Source organism: Dyella sp. (genome assembly GCF_035503745.1).
In the GTDB taxonomy this organism is placed as follows: Bacteria; Pseudomonadota; Gammaproteobacteria; order Xanthomonadales; family Rhodanobacteraceae; genus Dyella_B.
On record NZ_DATJTC010000036.1, the window covers coordinates 203,368 to 220,865 of the forward strand.

General features: G+C 65.8%; 17 protein-coding genes, 1 tRNA gene and 1 pseudogene. 5 read left to right on the forward strand and 14 right to left on the reverse strand.

Going from position 1 to position 17,498, the window contains the following annotated elements:
- Positions 1 to 26: 26 nt before the first annotated feature.
- Complete coding sequence (locus tag VME63_RS14740) at positions 27 to 782, forward strand: enoyl-CoA hydratase/isomerase family protein (protein WP_325434100.1); 756 nt, start codon at positions 27 to 29, stop codon at positions 780 to 782.
- A gap of 28 nt (positions 783 to 810) precedes the next feature.
- Here VME63_RS14740 and VME63_RS14745 read toward each other — a convergent pair whose 3' ends face one another.
- From VME63_RS14745 to VME63_RS14755, 3 genes and pseudogenes are all read right to left on the reverse strand, one after another.
- A complete protein-coding gene (locus VME63_RS14745; protein WP_325434101.1) occupies positions 811 to 1,659 on the reverse strand; it encodes a sulfurtransferase in 849 nt (282 codons plus the stop codon).
- A pseudogene (locus VME63_RS14750) lies at positions 1,656 to 2,437 on the reverse strand (NUDIX hydrolase). Before VME63_RS14750 ends, VME63_RS14745 begins: the two are co-directional and overlap by 4 nt.
- 35 nt (positions 2,438 to 2,472) lie before the next feature.
- Positions 2,473 to 3,225 (reverse strand): FKBP-type peptidyl-prolyl cis-trans isomerase, encoded by a 753-nt coding sequence (locus VME63_RS14755; protein WP_325434102.1) that lies wholly within the window; start codon positions 3,223 to 3,225, stop codon positions 2,473 to 2,475.
- 173 nt (positions 3,226 to 3,398) lie between these two features.
- On the opposite strand from VME63_RS14755, the gene VME63_RS14760 reads away from it, so the two are divergent.
- Complete coding sequence (locus VME63_RS14760; protein WP_325434103.1) at positions 3,399 to 4,181, forward strand: enoyl-CoA hydratase-related protein; 783 nt, start codon at positions 3,399 to 3,401, stop codon at positions 4,179 to 4,181.
- A gap of 51 nt (positions 4,182 to 4,232) precedes the next feature.
- Here VME63_RS14760 and VME63_RS14765 read toward each other — a convergent pair whose 3' ends face one another.
- The 5 genes from VME63_RS14765 to VME63_RS14785 all read right to left on the reverse strand — a co-directional run bounded on the left by VME63_RS14765 (position 4,233) and on the right by VME63_RS14785 (position 10,827).
- A complete protein-coding gene (locus VME63_RS14765; protein WP_325434104.1) occupies positions 4,233 to 5,153 on the reverse strand; it encodes a DUF1684 domain-containing protein in 921 nt (306 codons plus the stop codon).
- A 58-nt stretch (positions 5,154 to 5,211) separates the two neighbouring features.
- Positions 5,212 to 7,041 carry a DNA mismatch repair endonuclease MutL gene (mutL, locus tag VME63_RS14770; RefSeq protein ID WP_325434105.1) on the reverse strand — a complete coding sequence of 610 codons (1,830 nt, stop codon included), beginning with the start codon at positions 7,039 to 7,041 and terminating at the stop codon, positions 5,212 to 5,214.
- 44 nt (positions 7,042 to 7,085) lie between these two features.
- A complete protein-coding gene (locus tag VME63_RS14775) occupies positions 7,086 to 8,645 on the reverse strand; it encodes an N-acetylmuramoyl-L-alanine amidase (RefSeq protein WP_325434106.1) in 1,560 nt (519 codons plus the stop codon).
- Between the two features lie 219 nt (positions 8,646 to 8,864).
- Entirely contained in the window at positions 8,865 to 9,350 is a 486-nt protein-coding gene (tsaE, locus tag VME63_RS14780) for a tRNA (adenosine(37)-N6)-threonylcarbamoyltransferase complex ATPase subunit type 1 TsaE (RefSeq protein ID WP_325434107.1), read from the reverse strand.
- The gene (locus tag VME63_RS14785) at positions 9,343 to 10,827 is read right to left on the reverse strand and encodes an NAD(P)H-hydrate dehydratase (protein WP_325434108.1); all 1,485 of its coding nucleotides are present in this window, start codon (positions 10,825 to 10,827) and stop codon (positions 9,343 to 9,345) included. Before VME63_RS14785 ends, tsaE begins: the two co-directional genes overlap by 8 nt.
- Positions 10,828 to 10,963: 136 nt before the next feature.
- On the opposite strand from VME63_RS14785, the gene queG reads away from it, so the two are divergent.
- Positions 10,964 to 12,052 (forward strand): tRNA epoxyqueuosine(34) reductase QueG, encoded by a 1,089-nt coding sequence (gene queG, locus VME63_RS14790; protein WP_325434109.1) that lies wholly within the window; start codon positions 10,964 to 10,966, stop codon positions 12,050 to 12,052.
- Between the two features lie 39 nt (positions 12,053 to 12,091).
- Here the strand turns inward: queG and panD are convergent, their stop codons facing one another.
- The 5 genes from panD to pcnB form a co-directional block, all read right to left on the reverse strand.
- Positions 12,092 to 12,478: an aspartate 1-decarboxylase gene (gene panD, locus VME63_RS14795; RefSeq protein WP_325434110.1), complete on the reverse strand. Its 387-nt coding sequence runs from the start codon at positions 12,476 to 12,478 to the stop codon at positions 12,092 to 12,094.
- A gap of 111 nt (positions 12,479 to 12,589) precedes the next feature.
- Positions 12,590 to 13,435, reverse strand: coding sequence for a pantoate--beta-alanine ligase (gene panC, locus VME63_RS14800; RefSeq protein ID WP_325434111.1), 846 nt, complete (start codon positions 13,433 to 13,435; stop codon positions 12,590 to 12,592).
- An 11-nt stretch (positions 13,436 to 13,446) separates the two neighbouring features.
- On the reverse strand, positions 13,447 to 14,277 hold the full coding sequence (gene panB, locus VME63_RS14805) for a 3-methyl-2-oxobutanoate hydroxymethyltransferase (RefSeq protein ID WP_325434112.1): 831 nt from the start codon (positions 14,275 to 14,277) through the stop codon (positions 13,447 to 13,449).
- 54 nt (positions 14,278 to 14,331) lie between these two features.
- Positions 14,332 to 14,814 (reverse strand): 2-amino-4-hydroxy-6-hydroxymethyldihydropteridine diphosphokinase, encoded by a 483-nt coding sequence (gene folK / locus VME63_RS14810; protein ID WP_325434113.1) that lies wholly within the window; start codon positions 14,812 to 14,814, stop codon positions 14,332 to 14,334.
- Complete coding sequence (gene pcnB, locus VME63_RS14815) at positions 14,811 to 16,145, reverse strand: polynucleotide adenylyltransferase PcnB (RefSeq protein ID WP_325434114.1); 1,335 nt, start codon at positions 16,143 to 16,145, stop codon at positions 14,811 to 14,813. Before pcnB ends, folK begins: the two co-directional genes overlap by 4 nt.
- Positions 16,146 to 16,328: 183 nt before the next feature.
- On the opposite strand from pcnB, the gene VME63_RS14820 reads away from it, so the two are divergent.
- Positions 16,329 to 16,404: transfer RNA gene (locus VME63_RS14820), tRNA-Glu, on the forward strand.
- A 47-nt stretch (positions 16,405 to 16,451) separates the two neighbouring features.
- A complete protein-coding gene (gene fdxA / locus VME63_RS14825) occupies positions 16,452 to 16,775 on the forward strand; it encodes a ferredoxin FdxA (RefSeq protein WP_325434115.1) in 324 nt (107 codons plus the stop codon).
- 100 nt (positions 16,776 to 16,875) lie between these two features.
- On the opposite strand, the gene VME63_RS14830 is transcribed toward fdxA, so the two are convergent.
- The gene (locus tag VME63_RS14830) at positions 16,876 to 17,466 is read right to left on the reverse strand and encodes a hypothetical protein (RefSeq protein WP_325434116.1); all 591 of its coding nucleotides are present in this window, start codon (positions 17,464 to 17,466) and stop codon (positions 16,876 to 16,878) included.
- Positions 17,467 to 17,498: the final 32 nt, after the last annotated feature.

Genomic DNA, 17,498 nt, shown 5'->3' on the forward strand with positions numbered 1-17,498 from the left:
CCCATTCACTTCTCTTTGGACCAACCATGCTCAATCTCGTCAAGCACGATGCCGTTACCGAAATCCAGTTGGCGCGCCCGCCCGTCAACGCGCTGAATCTGGATCTGCTGCGAGCGCTGCAGGCAGCGCTCGCGCAGGCCGTGCAGGAAGGCGCGCGCGGCATCGTGCTGTCGGGCGCGCAAGGCATGTTTTCCGCCGGCGTGGACGTACCTGAGCTGATGACCAAGGATCGCGCCGGCGTGCGCGAGTTCTGGCGCGAATTCTTTCTTGCCTGCGCGGCGCTCGCGCATGCGCCCGTACCGGTGGTCGCGGCGATCACCGGGCATAGTCCCGCCGGCGGAGCGGTGCTGTCGTTGTTTTGCGATTACCGCGTGATGGCGCAGGGGCCATACCGGATCGGCCTGAACGAGGTGCAGGTGGGCCTGGTGGCGCCCGATTGCATCCAGATGGCATTGCGCCGCATCGTGGGTGCGTACCGTGCCGAACGCCTGTTGATCGCAGGCGCCCTGATCGACGCCGAACAGGCGCTGGCGACAGGTTTCGTGGACGACCTCACCGGCGTGGACCAGGTAGTGACGCGCGCGCTGCATTGGCTCAACGAAACCCTGGCGCTGCCCTCCCACGCAATGCTGGCCACACGCCAGATCGCACGCACCGATCTCACCAGCACGTATGCCGACGTCGATGCCTTGCCGATCGACACCTTCGTCGATGCGTTCTTCCACGACCAGACGCAGGCGACGCTCAAGCAGCTGGTCGCGCGCCTGAAGAAAAAGGATTGACGCTTAGCCGTGCGAAAGGCGGCAGGCGTCAGCCGGCGCCCGTCGCCACCGGACGCGATGGATCGCTGACCCAGCCGCTCCACGAGGGTGCATACAAGCGCGAGCCGGCAAGCCCCGCATGTTCCATCGCCAGCACGTTGTGGCAGGCACTGACGCCGGAGCCGCACATGTGCACCACCTGATCGGGCCGGTGTTCGCCGATCACGGCGAGAAACTCCCGCCGCAGCGTATCGGCGGATTTGAAATGGCCGTCCGCCTGCACGTTGTCCGCGAACGGTCGATTCGCCGCGCCCGGTACGTGACCGGGCACCCGGTCGAGCGGCTCGACTTCGCCGGTGTAACGCGGCGTTGCACGCGCATCGAGCAACAGATCGCCTTGCAGCTTGGCCACCGCCGCGTGATCGAGCAAGAACTGGCTCGTGTCATAGTGCAGCGTTACCTGTGTTGCTTGGCGCGATGGCGTGTCTTGCGACATCGGCTTGCCTGCCGCCGTCCAGGCGGCAAAGCCGCCATCGAGCACGGCGACATCGCGCACACCGGTCAGGCGTAACAGCCACCATAGACGCGCCGCCGCCAAGGCACCATTGCCGGCATCGTAGCCGACCACTTGCAGACCCGGCCGCCAACCCCAGCGCCCCAGCAACGCGGAAAAATTTTCTTCCAGCGGCAGCGGGTGACGCCCCAGGCCCAAGGGTATGCGGCCAAGATCGGAAAGATCGCGATCGAGGCTGGCGAACACCGCGCCGGGAATATGCCCTTGGCGATAGTCGCGCTCGCCCTTGTCCGGGTCGGCCAGATCGTGGCGGCAGTCGACAATCAGTACATCGGCGGGCGCAAGCTGCGCCAGTTCATCGACCAAGATCAGTGTACGTTTCATGCGTCCTCCATCTTCTGCACCAGATGCTGCAGGATCGCGGCCGTGGCGCCCCAGATGCGGTGCCCTGAGTGCTCAAATTCCACCATCTCGCGACGATGGCCGCGGTATTCCATCACATAGCGCCTGAGATTGGCCGGTGCAAGGAAATGCGCCAGCGGCACTTCGAACACCTCGGCCACTTCGTCGGGCGCGGGGCGATAGCTTGCCTGCGGCGCGATACGCGCAACCACCGGCGTGATGCAAAAGCCGCTGATGGTTTCGAAGCAGTCCAGATAGCCCAGCGGCGTCACCAGGGTACGGTCCAGGCCGATTTCCTCTTCGCTTTCGCGCAAGGCGGTGGTCACCGCATCGCCATCGGCGGGATCCGTGCCGCCGCCGGGAAAAGACACCTGCCCGGCATGCGAACTCAAGTGATCGGTGCGTACGGTAAATACCAGGCGCAGCGGCTCGGCGTCGCGAAAGCCGATCAGCACCGCGGCAGAACGCAGCGGCGCGTCGCCGAGCAGCGCGGCCATCTGCGTGTGGTTCCAGCCCGGCGCCGCCGGCGGTTGCGACAGCGGCCGCAGCGCGCGCAGCAGGGCATCCATCACGCGCTCTCGCGTGCGGGCAGCACTTCTTTGAGGTAGTGGTCGCGCTCGGCGTCGCTCATGCTGCGCCAGCGGGCGATTTCATTGCCGGTGCGATGGCAGCCCAGGCAGTACCCGCGCGCATCCAGCTCGCAGATGCCCACGCACGGGGTAAGAATGGGTTGGACCGGAAGCGGGGATTCGTTTGACATGCGCCGGACATGCTAACCCAGCCGCCGGCGCCGCGTCAGGGGCCCGATGCCTGCGGATCGGGCGGCTTGATGTCCAGCAGCTCGATATCAAACACCAGCGCCTGGTTGGGGCCGATCCGCGGCAGCATGCCGTCTTCGCCGTAGGCGAGCTGGGGCGGAATCACCACCTTCCAGCGATCGCCCACGTGCATGCGCGGGATCACGAACTGCCAGCCGCGGATGACCTTGTCCACGGCGAACTTCACCGGCGCGCCGTGCGCGTAGGTGCTGTCGAACTCGGTGCCGTCGATCAGCATGCCGCGGTAGTTGACCGTAACCACGCTGTCGATGGTGGGACTGAGCGTGCCGTCGCCCTTCTTGATGACCGAATACTGAATGCCTGACGGCAATTGCACTACGCCGGGCTGCGTGGCGTTGTGCTGCATGAACTCCTTGCTCTTGCGCTCGTTGTCGGCCGCGATGCGCTTGTATTCGGCCAGGGCCTGGTCGCGCATACGCGTACCCAGGCTCACCAGCTGGTTGTACATGTCCTGCTTGGACACCGCGGGCGGACGCTTGGCGTAGGCGTCGGCGATGGCCTTTTGCAGCACGGCCAGGTCTATCGGCACATCCCCCTGGGAAAACTGGTTGCCGATGCGATAGCCGATGGCGTAGGAAAGCTTGTACTTGTCCAGCTTGACCGTCGAGGTCCGCGGCGACGAGCTAGGCGCAGCCGGACCCTGCTGCGCCTGTACCGCAAATGCGGCAAGCAGCATGATGCCCGGTACCAGCCTTCGCGTGTATGCCATTACGTTCTCCATGGCGGCAAGCATACGGCCAAAGCCGCCATCCTAAGCGGTTCTGCCGCTTTGTGCAGCCACGCCTGCCGATCGCCATTGTCAAGAGTCTGTCTGAGATCGCCCGGAGGCGGAAAAGGTTCCCGCTGCTAAAATCCGTGTTTTATCTTCCGACGGAGTCGAGCATGGCCTACCGCAATCTTGAAATCGGCAACCGCGATGCCGTGCGTACGATCACCGTCAACCGGCCCGACAAGCTCAATGCGCTCAACCGCGACACTTTGAACGAGCTGACTCTGGCCTTTACGCAGGCGGCCCAGGACGATGCGGTGCGCGCGGTGGTGCTGGCCGGCGCGGGCGAGAAAGCGTTCGTGGCGGGTGCGGATATCAGCGAGATGAACGGCTACACGCCGGTCCAGGCGCAGCGTTTTTCGCGGGCCGGGCAGACGTTGATGAGCACGATCGAGCGGCTGGGCAAACCCGTGATCGCACGCATTCAGGGTTTCGCGCTGGGCGGCGGGATGGAGCTGGCCATGGCCTGCCACCTGCGCGTAGCCAGCGAAAAAGCGAAGTTGGGGCAGCCGGAGATCCATCTGGGCCTGATCCCCGGCTTCGGCGGCACGCAGCGCCTGCTGCGCCTGGCCGGACGCAGCGCCGCGCTGGAATTGTGCCTGGTGGGCAACCCGATCGGCGCACAACGCGCTTACGAGCTGGGCATCGTCAACCGCGTGGTGGCGCCGGAGGCGCTGGACGAAACCGTCAACGCGCTCGCCGACCAGCTCGCGGCGGCCGCGCCGCTGGCGGCCGCCGGCATCCTCGACGCGATATTGCAAGGCGGCGAGACGACCATCGACCAGGGCCTGGCCTTCGAAACACAGGCGTTCGCGCTTGCTTTCGCCACCGAGGACATGCGCGAAGGCACCAGCGCCTTCCTGGAGAAGCGCAAGGCCGTGTTCAAAGGCCTGTGACCGATCACGCGGGCGGGTGCGCCGACGCGCCCCGCCCTGCCCGCGCGGCGATCAATGCGCGCCGCGATATTTCTTCTCGCCGGCCGTGATACGCAGGTCCAGCCGGTTTTCCGGCGGTGCCAGCGGGCAGGTGGCGAACGCAGTGAACGCGCAGGGCGGGTTGTAGGCCTGGTTGAAATCCAGCACGACCTTGCCGTTCACCGGCAATGCGGCGTACAGGAAGCGCGCCGCGCCGTAGGTCTCGTGACCGGAGGTGCGATCGGCCAGCACGAAAAACAGCTCGCCGCCCGGCTCTTCCTGGTACGGCAGCAGTTCGTAGGTGTGTCCGTCGCGCTGGAACACCGCTTTGCCCGGCACTTTCTGCGTTTCGATGGTGCCGATCACCGAGCCGATCTGCAGATCGTGCGGCGGATCGAACGGTACCCAGTCGGCCACGATGCGCCAGGAAGGATCGATTGGGAAATAATCGATGCCCAGAAAATGCTGGCGCGTTGCGGCGGTGGTGTCTTTCACGCGCAGCGCCTTGCGCCCTTCGCGATCGATCACGTAAAAGCTGGCGCTGCCGAATGTCACTGTGGTGGGTTTGGCTTGGCCGGTAGCATGCGCGTCGTCGATCAGCGTAGCTTCGCGCAAGGATTTGCCGTCGATGCGCGCATCCACGCCATGTGCCAGCGCAATGTGCAGCTTGCCGTCCTTGTCCAGCGTCACCACGCCCAGATGCGCCGGGCCAGCCTGCAGCACGATGTCGTTATCGGCGGCGCTGCCTACGCGATTGGCGCCCTGCTGCAGCCACTCCAAGCCGATCAGGCTGAGCCAGCCGTCCGGCGCGTTAAGGTTGGCAACGCGTTTGGCGCGCCATTGTTCGATGCTCTGCTGATAGGCATCGGGCGCGGCGGCTGTGTGGGCGGTATCGGCATGCACGAGCGCAACTCCAGTACTCAAAATCAATCCGGCCAGGATATGGCGCCACATGGGGTTCGCTCCGCGCGATGCAAGGAGCGTCCAGTATGGCCCTCGGAACAGGCGCCGCCTAACGGCCGCGCAGAAATAGCTTATCCAGTTCGTTCATGTTGACCTGCACCCAGGTCGGACGGCCGTGGTTGCACTGGCCGGAGCGCTCGGTGGCCTCCATCTCGCGCAGCAACGCATTCATTTCCGGCGGCGTGAGGCGCCGCCCCGCGCGCACCGAACCATGGCAGGCCATGGTGGACAGCAATTCATTTTCCAGCTCCTGCAATTGCCGCGAACTGCCGTGCTGGGCCAGTTCCCCCAGCACGCTGCGCGTGAGTTCGGCGACGTCGGCGCCTTCCAGCAGGGCGGGAATGCGCCGCACCACCACCGCCGACGGACCGCTTCGCGACAGCTCCAGACCCCAGTCGGCCAAGGCCTCGCCATGCTCTTCGGCGGCGGCGGCCTCCTTTGCGCTCACCGCTACCGATAGCGGCACCAGCAGCAGCTGCGAACGCAGGTTGCTGCAGGCACGGCCGGACTTGAGCTTTTCGTAGGTGATGCGTTCGTGCGCGGCATGCATGTCGACCAACACCAATCCGTGCGCATTTTCCGCCAGGATGTAGATGGTCTTCAGTTGCGCGATGGCATAGCCGAGCGGCGGCACTTCGCCATCGTTGGCCGATGGCATGGAGGGTATCGGCGACAGCGATTCGGGCTGGCCGCCGGCGCCGCTGCCCAGCAAGGCGGCATAGCCGGCCAGCGGTTCCTCGCGTACGCCAAGTTGCAGCGGGCTTTGCCTGAATGTGCCTTGCCATGCGCTTGAGCGGGTGTCCACCGGCTGCACCGTCGGCGCGGTTTGCATGGGCGCATGCGTCCATGCGGCGTTTTCGGTCGGCACGCTTTGCCCGGCACGTGTTTCGGCCAGCGCCTCGTGCAGGGTGCGAAACAGGAAATCGTGCACCAGCCGCTGCTCGCGAAAACGCACCTCATGCTTGGCCGGATGCACGTTGACGTCCACGCCGGCCGGATCCAACTCCAGATACAGCACGAACGCCGGATGCCGTCCGTGGAACAGCACATCGGCATACGCCTGGCGCACCGCATGCGCCACCACGCGGTCGCGCACCAGCCGGCCGTTGACGTAGAAATACTGCGAGTCCGCCTGCGGACGCGATGCGGTCGGCAAGCCCACCCAGCCCGACAGGCGCATGCCCGCGGTGGCGTGATCGATGCGCAGGCTCTGCTGCGGGAACGCATCGCCCAGCACCTCGGCCACGCGCATCAGCATGGCCTGTTCATCGCGGGCGGCCTTCCACACGCGCACGGATTTGCCGTTATGGCTCAGGCGAAACTCCACGCCGCCGCGAGCCAGCGAGAGCGACTTGAGCAGATCGTCGATGTGCGCGAATTCGGTGCGTTCGGCACGCAGAAACTTGCGCCGCGCGGGCACGTTGTAGAACAGGTCGCGCAGTTCCACGCTGGTGCCCTGGGGGTGCTGTGCGGGCCGTGCGGGCTGCATGCGTCCGCTGTCCACTTCGATGCGAAACGCGTTGTCGGATCCGCGCAGGCGCGAGGTCATGGCAAAGCGCGCCACCGACGACATCGAAGCCAGCGCCTCGCCGCGGAAACCCATGCTTGCCACGTGCTCCAGGTCGTCGAAGCTGCCGATCTTGCTGGTGGCATGCGAGGCGATCGCCAGCGGCAGGTCGTCCGGCGCGATGCCGTCGCCGTCGTCGCGTACGCGGATCAGGCGCGCACCACCCAATTCGATATCCACTTCGATGCGCGTGGCACCGGCGTCGAGACTGTTTTCGACCAGTTCCTTGACCACCGAGGAGGGCCGCTCGATCACCTCGCCGGCGGCGATCTGATTGATGAGTTCGGGGGGGAGCGGCTGGATGCGGGGCATGGGGCGCAAGCTTAACAGCCGGCGCCAGATGCAACTATCGGCCGTCAGCTATCGGGAATTTCCAGCATCATGCCCGCGTGCACGCTGTCACCGCTGATGCCGTTGATGTTCTTGAGCGAATCCACGCTCACGCCATATTGCTTGGCGATGCTCTTGAGGCTTTCGCCCGCGGTGACGCGATGCATGTCGCGCACGTCCGCATCGGCCGGATTGGACGAAGCATCGAGCGCAACCTTGTTCCTGGTCTTGCCGGCGGCGGCGACTTGCGTGCCCCCATCGACCGCCACACCCTTACGCCGCGCGGCCTCCTGCGCGAACCAGGTGCCGGGCGGCGGATTGCTGAGGAAATAACGCTTTACGCCGTCCATGATGGCCGTGGCGAGCTGATCCTGGTGCACCGGATCGCGCAGCTTGCGCTCTTCCACAGGGTTGCTGATGAAGGCCGTCTCGACCAGGATCGACGGCACGTCCGGCGAGCGCAGCACGACGAAGTTGGCATGCTCGACGTAGCCGCGATGCGTCGGGCCCAGCGCGGACAGCGCATTGAGCACGTTCTGCGCCACCGTTTCGCTGGCCTGCACCGCCCAGCCTTGCTGCATGTCCAGCAGCACCGAGGCGAGGCTGTCGTTTTCGGCTGCCAGCGAGACGCCGCCGATCAGGTCGGAGCTGTTTTCGCGGTCGGCCAGCATCTGCGCGGCCACCGAGCTCTTGCCGCGCGAGGACAGTACCCACACCGACGAGCCACGCGCGTCGCTGCTGGTGTAAGAGTCGGCGTGGATCGCGACGAAGAGATCGGCCTGGTTCCGCCGCGCGATCTCGTAGCGCTGCTTGAGCGGGATGAAGTAGTCGCCGTCACGGGTGAGGATCGCCTTCATGCCCGGCTGGCGGTTGATCTGGGCGGCCAGGTCGCGCGCCACGGCGAGGGTGACGTTCTTCTCCAGCAGGCCGTCGGGGCCATGAGCACCCTGGTCCTTGCCGCCGTGGCCGGCATCCACCGCCACGATGACCTGGCGCTCGCTGTTCAGCAGCAGCGCCGCCTGACGGGTGGTCACGCCCTTGCGGGTGGTCAGCTTGCTGGCCGCATTGATGGTGACCGGCACGGGAGCCGGCTCTTGCGCGCCGGCGGTGCTGTCGGTGGCATCGTCGGAGGCGGAGTCGGCCGGCGCGGGCGCGATCGGCGTGGCGGGATGGACGCGCATCGCAAGCGTGTCGGCTGTGCGCGAGTCATCCTGCTTGACCGGGTTCGGGGCCACAGCCTTGGCGCTGGCCGGATAAAGATCGAGGACGAGCCGATAGCCGGCCTGGCCCGACGGCCCCAGCATGAAGGTTTTGGGTTGGCTATTGGGCGCCACCGCTGCAACCAGGCGCACGGAATTGCCTTGCCGGGTGCTGCTGAGGCCTTTGAACAGGCCTTGCGCGCCCGGCGCGAGGCGGCCGGCGACGCGGCTGTCGCTCATCGCCAGCACGACCTGGTCGCCGTCCTGGGTGAGCGTGTACTTGGCCGGGCCGGACAGATCGAACACCACGCGGGTGTAGGCGGGCCCGGCCCAGACGCGGGCATCCTTGACGTCGGCGGCGCGCAGCACGCCAGGCGCCACGGTCATGATCGCGGCACCAGATAGACAGATAACACGGGTCAGGAATCCCCTCATGGCGGTGCATTGAAGCGCACGACCCAAGGGAATGCAATAGGTTTTCCTTTGATTTTCCATAACCTGCGAGCTTTTCGTCAGAACGGCTCAAGCTATCGGCCCTAAGCGGCGCATTTCACAGGCAAGCCACCCGGCGCAGGCTCATTCAGTTTCCTCAAGGAGGACGACTACTTAGCGCGAGCCGGCGGGTGCGGTGTTTGAACGCAAACGCCCCAACAAGCGTTCGCCGCGCCCCGAGCGCGGGCGCAACCACGCGCTGCGCCCCAGCCCTTGGTAGGCGAACTCCAGCTCCAGATCCGCCGCCGGGAGCGCACCGGCGCCCCGTTCGGGCCATTCGACCAGCACCAGGGCATCGGGATCGGCCAGCGCGTCCAGGCCCAGCCATTCCAGCTCGCCCGGATCGGCGATGCGATACAGGTCCAGATGCCAGGCCGGGCGACTCCCGGCCTGATAGCCCTCGACCAGGCTATAAGTGGGACTTTTGATGCGCTCGCCCACGCCCAGCGCGGCGAGCAGCGCACGCGCGAAACTGGTCTTGCCGGCACCGAGTTCGCCGCGCAGGTACACCACCAGGCCCTCGTCCAGCGCGCCGGCCAACTGCGCACCCAAGGCACGCGTGGCGTCTTCGTCAGCCAGCACCCATTGCTGCTCAGCCATGCTCGAGCCCGTTGCCGAGTGTGCGCAGAGGCTCCAGCAGATCGCTGGCCAACAGGCCCCGCTCGCCAGCGCGCGCGGCCAGGTCGCCGGCACGCGCGTGCAGGCCCACGCCCATGCGGGCGGCATCCCATGGACAGCATCCCTGCGCCATCAGCGCCGCGACGACGCCGGTCAACAGATCGCCCATGCCGCCGCTGCCCATGCCGGGATTGCCCCACGTACAGACGTCCAGACGTCCATCCGGATGCGCGATCAAACTACCGGCGCCCTTCAGCACGACGACAGCGTGATAGCGCCGGGCCAACGCACGCGCCGCGGCAAAGCGATCGCACTGCACTTGCGCGGTGGTGATTTCAAGCAGGCGCGCGGCTTCGCCCGGATGCGGCGTCAGCACGGCCGGAACAGTGAAGCTTCGCGTTTCGCGTGCAAGCAGGTTGAGCCCGTCGGCGTCCAGCACCAGCGGTTTACCGCTGTCGAGCGCAGTCAGCCACAGCGCATGCCCCCATGCGCCCTGCCCCAGGCCCGGGCCGACGGCCAGTAGCGTGGCGCGCTCAAGCAAGGGTTGCAGTTCCTGCGGGCCGTGCACGGCGTGCGCCATCAATTCCGGCCGTGCACTGTTGAGCGCAAAGAGGTTTTCACCGCGCGTGGCCACGCTGACCAGGCCAGCGCCCGAACGCAACGCCGCTTCGCCGCACAAGCGAATGGCACCGGCGGTGCCGTGATCGCCGCCGATGGCCAGCACGTGCCCGCTATCGCCCTTGTGCGCGTCGCGCGCGCGCGGCGGCAGATGCATGGCATCGAGCAAACTGGCGTCGCTGGGCATGCCTTGCCAAAGAATCTCCGGCAAACCGAGCGTATCGACCTGCAATACGCCAACCTTGGTCGCGGCACGTCCGGTGTAGAGCCCGCGCTTGGCGGCAATGAAACTGATCGTAAGCTGGGCATCGATCGCGGCGCCCGGACAATCGCCGGTGTCGGCATTCAAACCGGATGGCACGTCCAGCGCCAGCACCGGTACGCCCGCGGTGTTGATGCGCTCGATCAAGGCTGCCGCCGATGCGTCCGGCGCGCGGTTCAGGCCGGTACCGTAGAGCGCATCGATGTACACGTCCGCGCGCGGCAATGGCCCATCCTGCTGCCAGCGATGCGTGTAGCCGCCGCTTCGCTGCCAGGCGTCGCGTGCCGAGGTGGCGTCGCCGCGCGATGCATCGGCCAGCTCGATCACCTCCACGTGCATGCCCGAACCATGCGCCAGGCTGGCCAGCAGGTAGCCGTCGCCGCCGTTATTGCCCGGACCGCAGAACACCACGATGCGCCGTGCTTGCGGCCAGTGCCGGCACAGGCCGGCGAATGCGGCATTCGCCGCGCGGCTCATCAGCTCCAATCCGCTGATGCCAAGATCGTCGATGGCTCGCCGGTCGAGCGCACGGACCTGCTCGACGGTATAAAGATCGCGGTGATGCGCCTGTGCATGCATCGGCCGATTATAGGCAGCCTGGCGCCTGTCTACGATCACTGGGCGGCCGGCATGATGGCTGACGGCCGCGCAGACACCACCTACAGGGCCAATGCAGACCGCGCAGCGATCGTAGGCGGGCTCTTACAATGGGCGCATGCCCACCCATGTGCCGCCCGACTACACCGCACTCGCCCGCGATATCAAGCGCTGGGCGCGCGAGCTTGGCTTTGCCGAGGCGGGCATCAGCGGCGTGGCGCTGGGCCAGGACGAACTGCATCTGCAAAACTGGCTGGAACAGGGTTATCACGGCGAAATGGCGTACATGGCCCGCCACGGCAGCAAGCGCAGCCGGCCGGATGAACTGGAACCGGGCACGCAGCGCGTGATTTCCGTACGCATGGATTACATGCCGCCCGGCATGACGCACGCCTGGGACGTAATCGGCGACGCGCAGGCCGGCTATGTCGCGCGCTACGCGCTGGGACGCGACTATCACAAGCTGATGCGCAACCGCCTGCAGAAGCTGGCCGAACGCATCCGTGCCGTGGCTGGCGACTTCGGCTACCGCGCCTACGTCGATTCGGCGCCGGTGCTGGAAAAGGCATTGGCGCGCAATGCGGGACTGGGCTGGATCGGCAAGCACACGGTGCTGATCAACCGCCAGGCCGGCTCGTATTTTTTTCTCGGCGAGCTGTATACAAACCTGCCGCTGCCGATCGACGAACCTGCCAACGCACACTGCGGTACTTGCCGCAAATGCATCGACATCTGCCCGACACAGGCCATCATCGGCCCTTACCGGCTGGATGCCCGGCGCTGCATTTCCTATCTCACGATCGAGCTGAAAGGGTCCATCCCCCAGGAGCTGCGCGCGCCGATGGGCAACCGCATCTTCGGCTGCGACGATTGTCAGCTGATCTGCCCCTGGAACAAATTCGCGCAGGAAACGGTGGAGGCCGATTTCGCGCCAAGGCATCGCCTCGATGGCGCGAAACTGGTGGAGCTGTTCGCGTGGAGCGAAGCTCAATTCCTTGAGCGCACGGAAGGCATGGCGATCCGGCGCACCGGTTACGAAGGCTGGCTGCGCAACATCGCCGTTGCGCTGGGCAATGCCCCGCCGTCAGAGGAGATCGTGCGCGCGCTGGACGCACGTCGCGACCACCCCTCGCAAATCGTGCGCGAACACGTAGCGTGGGCGTTGGCCAGGCAAGCCCCCTCCGTCCACGGGGGAGAGGGGGCGTAGGCAAACCATTCCCTCCCCGCGGGGAGAGGGAACAAGGCCTCAGGCGGCTGCCATCTGCTTGGGAATCGAGCGGTTGGTGTGGCTGATGCGATTGCCTTCGGCGACGTATACCAGCGTGGGCTGGAACTTCGCCACCTCGGCTTCTTCCAGGTGCACGAACGCGGCAATGATGATCAGGTCGCCCGGCTGCGCGCGATGCGCGGCGCTGCCGTTCACCGAGATGATGCCGGAGCCTTCCTCGGCGCGCAGCGCGTAGGTGACGAAGCGCTTGCCGTTGTTGATGTTCCACGCGTGGATCTGTTCGTACTCGCGAATGCCCGACGCATCGAGCAGCAAGCCGTCGATGGCGATCGAGCCTTCGTAATGCAACTCCGCGTGGGTCACGGTTGCACGGTGGATCTTCGCCTTCAGCATGTTGAGGTGCATGACTTCAATTCCAGCAGGAACTGCCTGCATAGCTGCGTATTATCGAACTGCCGCCGTTGCGTCGCAACATCGGTCCCGGGATCGGCTCCCGGGCGGCAAGGTGGGGCCGGCTCAGTCCAATAGCAAGTTGTCGATCAGGCGGGTGCTGCCCAGCCGGGCGGCGATCAGGGCCACCAGGCCCTCGGTGTCGCCGTCGGCGGGCTCGGAGAGATCCTCGGCACGGCGGATCGCGGCGTAATCGGGGGCGAAACCGGCCCGCTCCAGCCGCGAGGCGGCCGCCTGCTCCACCACCTTGCGCGCGTGGCCCTTGATGATCAGCTCGCGCATCTGTTGCAGGGTCTGGTAAATCATCGTCGATTCCGCGCGCTGCTGGGCGGAGAGGTACTGGTTGCGGGAACTGAGCGCCAGGCCGTCGTCCGCGCGCTGGGTGGGCGCGCTCATCACCTTCACCGGCAGGGACAGGTCGCGCACCATGCGCTCGATCACTTTCAGCTGCTGGAAATCTTTCTGTCCGAATATCGCGATATCCGGCTGCACCAGGTTGAACAGCTTGCACACTACCGTGGCGACGCCGTCGAAATGGCCGGGGCGATGGGCGCCCTCCAGCGTGTCGGTAATCTCCGGCACACGCACACTTACGCTGTTGGCCGCCCCGAAGGGGTAAATGGTCGCCACGTCCGGCGTAAACAGCAGATCGCAGCCGGCTTCGGCCAGCCCGGACTGATCCTGCACCAGGGTGCGCGGATAGCGCTCGAAATCCTCGTTGGGCCCAAATTGCGTGGGATTGACGAATACGCTCGCCACCACGCGATCGGCGCGTGCGCGCGCCAGCTTGACCAACGCGTAGTGGCCCGCGTGAAGGTTGCCCATGGTCGGCACGAAACCGACCGTCTGCCCTTGTGAGCGCCAGCCGCGGATCGTGGCCCGCAGCCCGGCTGCGTCTTGCACCGTTTGCATGAACGTTTGCTCTAGTTGAAACCGTGTTCGGCGGCCGGGAAAGCGCCACTGCGCACATCGGCGACGTAAGCTTCGATCGCCTCGCCCACCGAGTTGCGTCCGGCGAGAAAATCCTTGCTGAACTTCGGACGCTTGCCGGGCGTGATGCCCAGCATGTCATAGATCACCAGCACCTGCCCGTCGCAATGCGGGCCGGCACCGATGCCGATCACCGGGATATGCAGGGACTTGGTCACCCGTTCGCCCAGCGCCGCAGGCACACCCTCCAGTACCAGCAGATCGGCACCGGCCTGCTGCACGGCCAAGGCTTCGCTGACCACCCGGTCGGCCGCATCCTGGGCACGGCCCTGGATCTTGAAGCCACCGAACTTGTGCACCGATTGCGGCGTCAACCCCAGGTGCGCGCACACCGGTATCGCGCGTTCGGTCAGCGCGTGGATCGATTCGAGGATATGCGCTGCGGCACCTTCGATTTTCACCATCGCGGCACCGCCCTCGCCGACCAGGCGCGCACCCGCCTCCAGTGCGTAGGACACGTCGCGATCGGCCATGAAGGGCATGTCCGCGACCAGCAAGCTGGCCGATACGCCACGCGCCACGGCCGTGGTGTGATAGACCATCTGGTCGAGCGTTACCGGCAAGGTGCTGCGGTGGCCCTGGACGACCATGCCCAGCGAATCGCCGACCAGCGCGATATCGACCCCGGCCTGTTCGACGTGGGCGGCGAAGCTGGCGTCATAGGCCGTGAGCATGACGATCTTGCGCCCTTGCGCCTTCATGGCATGCAGACCCGGCACGGTGACCGGCTTGCGGGCGGGAGCGCTGGCGTTTTCCACGTACACGGCGTTTCCTTCAATGCTGCGGCGAACAATTATCCGGCGCGGAGTGGCAAAGGCTCAAGCGACGGCTTCGCAGCCTTGCGTATCGACACTCCGCAACAGCGCATCCACCCGCCCTTGCCCGGGGATTTCAAGCTCCGGAGCCACGTCGCGCAGCGGCAACAACACGAATGCCCGCTGTGCGATGTGCGGATGCGGCAAGGTCAGTGTTTCGTCGCTGATCGCGTACCCATCCACGTGCAGCAGGTCCAGATCGAGCGTGCGCGGCCCCCAGCGCAAGCCGCCGCGTTGACGCCCGGCGACGCGTTCGATTTCCAGCAAGGCCTGGAGCAGCGCGTGCGGCGGCAGCGGCGTTTCAAGCGCCACCACCGCATTGAGGAAATCCGGCTGATCGCGCACACCCCATGGCGGCGTGCGGTAGAAACGCGAACGCGCCAGCACGCGGGTGTGCGGCAGGTTTGCCAAGGCCGCGGTGGCGTCAAGCAACTGCTGTCGCGAATCGCCGAGGTTGCTGCCCAGCGCAACGTACGCGCGCATCAAGAAGCCCCGGATTTTCCGGCGGGTTTGCGGCGTCGCCTGCGCTTGCGCGCCGGTGCCGGGACACCGGTATCGACATCCCCGCCCACATGCTGCGCCGGCAACGCGGCGGCGAGCGTTTCATGCGGCAGTTGCTGGGCATGCGCCCACCACCGTCCCAGTTCCTCCATCGCCTGCGATTCGGCACCGCGCAACAGCAGGAAATCGAACGCGGCACGGAAGCGCGGATGCGCCAGCAGGCGGAACACTTTTTTGCGCTGGATCTGTTCGAAGCGCGGCTGCAGCGCCCAGATTTCCTCCATCGCGATGGTGAAACGCCGTGGGATGGCCACGCGCTGGCACTGCTCGCTCACCACGTGCGCGGCCGCGCGCGACCAGGCGTCGTTGCCGTCCTTGCCGTGCGACATCCAGGTATGCGCCAGATCGCGCACCTCGCCCCACAGCAGCACGGCGAACAGGAACGCGGGGGTGACCGACTTGCCTTCGGAAATGCGCGCGTCGGTATTTTCCAGGCCCTGCTCGATCAGCATGCACAGCGCGCGGTCGCCGCGCCGAATCGCGCGCGCCGTGGCCGGGAACATGAATTTGAGCAGTCCGCAACCCTCAAGCATCTGGAAACTTTTCAAGCCATGCCCGGTGAGGAACAGCTTGAGCGATTCATCGAACAGGCGCGCGGGCGCCACTCCGCTCAGCAGAGGCCCAAGTTCGGCAAACGGCGCGGCGGCCTTGGGATCGATGCGGAAATTCAATTTGGCCGCCAAGCGCGCGGCGCGCAGCATGCGCACGGGGTCTTCGCGGTAGCGCGTGGCCGGATCGCCGATCAGATGCAGCACGCGGTTGTGCAGATCCTGCATGCCGCCTACGTAATCGCGCACGGAGAAGTCACTGATGTCGTAGTACATCGCGTTGACGCGGAAGTCGCGGCGCAGCGCGTCCTCCTCGATGGAGCCCCACACGTTGTCGCGCACGATGCGGCCATCCACCACATGGCGGTCGCCCTCTTCGTCGCTGGTGCCGCGGAAGGTGGCCACCTCGATGATTTCGTTGCCGTAGACCACATGGGCCAGGCGGAAACGGCGGCCGATCAGGCGGCAGTTGCGGAACAGCTTCTTGACCTCGTCGGGGGTGGCGTTGGTCGCCACGTCGAAATCCTTGGGGTGGCCGCCCAGCAGAAGATCGCGCACCGCACCGCCCACCAGGTACGCGTCGTACCCGGCTTCGTTGAGGCGATAGAGCACGCGCAAAGCCGCCTTGCTGATGTTCTTGCGCGAAATCGTGTGCTGCTCGCGCGGAATGATGCTTAGCGCGTGACCAGGGCTGGCTTTTGGATTCAAGCGATTGAAGTCCTTTGGAGCATTCAACTACCGGTGGCACAGCCGAAAACACCACAGTGCCGTGGCCGGATTTTCGATGGCCGCAAGCATCGTCCTGAAGGCGTTCCGGCCCATCCGGGCCGCCGTCCGCCCGCGTTGCCGGGCGGAACAATTCAGCTATACTACCGCGCCTCGCAGCAATCCGCTCCCATCGTCTAGCGGTCTAGGACACCGCCCTCTCAAGGCGGGAACACGAGTTCGAACCTCGTTGGGAGCGCCACCATCCCTTATGATCGGTTTTCCGATCCCAAGCAGGCACACGGCAGCATGACCTTCGTCGTCACCGACAACTGCATCAAATGCAAATACACCGATTGCGTCGAGGTCTGTCCCGTCGACGCCTTCCACGAAGGCCCCAACTTCCTGGCGATCAATCCCGACGAGTGCATCGACTGCACCCTGTGCGAGCCCGAGTGCCCGATCAACGCCATCTATCCCGAGGACGACGTGCCCGCCGGCCAGGAGCAGTTCACCGCGCTTAACAAGGAGCTGTCCAAGTCCTGGCCGGTGATCACCGTGCGCAAGGATGCCCTGCCCGATGCCAAGGAATGGGAAAACAAGCCTGACAAGCTCAAGCTGCTGGAGCGCTGAGCGCAGGCATCCATCGATCATGCAAACGAAAGCGCCGCCCCTGGGCGGCGCTTTCGTATTCAGGCTTCCGTGTTCAGGATCGCCAGGGCCAGGCGAACGCTCAGCCCTTGCCGCCCAGGCGCGACTTCAGGCTGTCGACCACCTTCGCCACCGCGGCGGCTTCGCCCTGTGCGCGTACTTCGCTCGAGCCCTGACCGCTGGAGTTGACGGTGACCAGCACCGGGCGCGGTGCCACGCCCGTGCTACTCGAACTGCCGCCCTTGCCCAGCAGGCGAGAGAAGAAGCCGGGCCTCTCAGCCGGTTGGTCAGACGCCATCACGCTCAGGCTGTAGGTGTGCGCAACGTCGTCGTGAGACTGCAGGGAGCCGATTTCGCCGTTGCTCAGCGCCTCGCCGACGCGGCGGTAGGTCTCATCCACACTGTCGGCCAGGATGAAACCGTCGGTAATGGTGCCCGCTACGTTGCCCACACGCGCCGTGGCGCCGTTGGGCGAGGGCTGGTTGCTGCCCGGGGGCGGAATCACCAGCGCCGCGCTCGCCGAGGGCGTATCCATGCCCGGGGGGATTTCCAGCGGCGATTCCTGCTTGGCGTTCTGCCAGGCACGTTCGGAACGGAACATGCCGCAGCCCGAAAGCAGCAGGCCAGTGAGAGCCAGGGCCGGCAGGGCAACGGCGAGGGACGATTTCTTCATGTAGTGAGGTTCCGTAATGTTCCGTAGTTTGT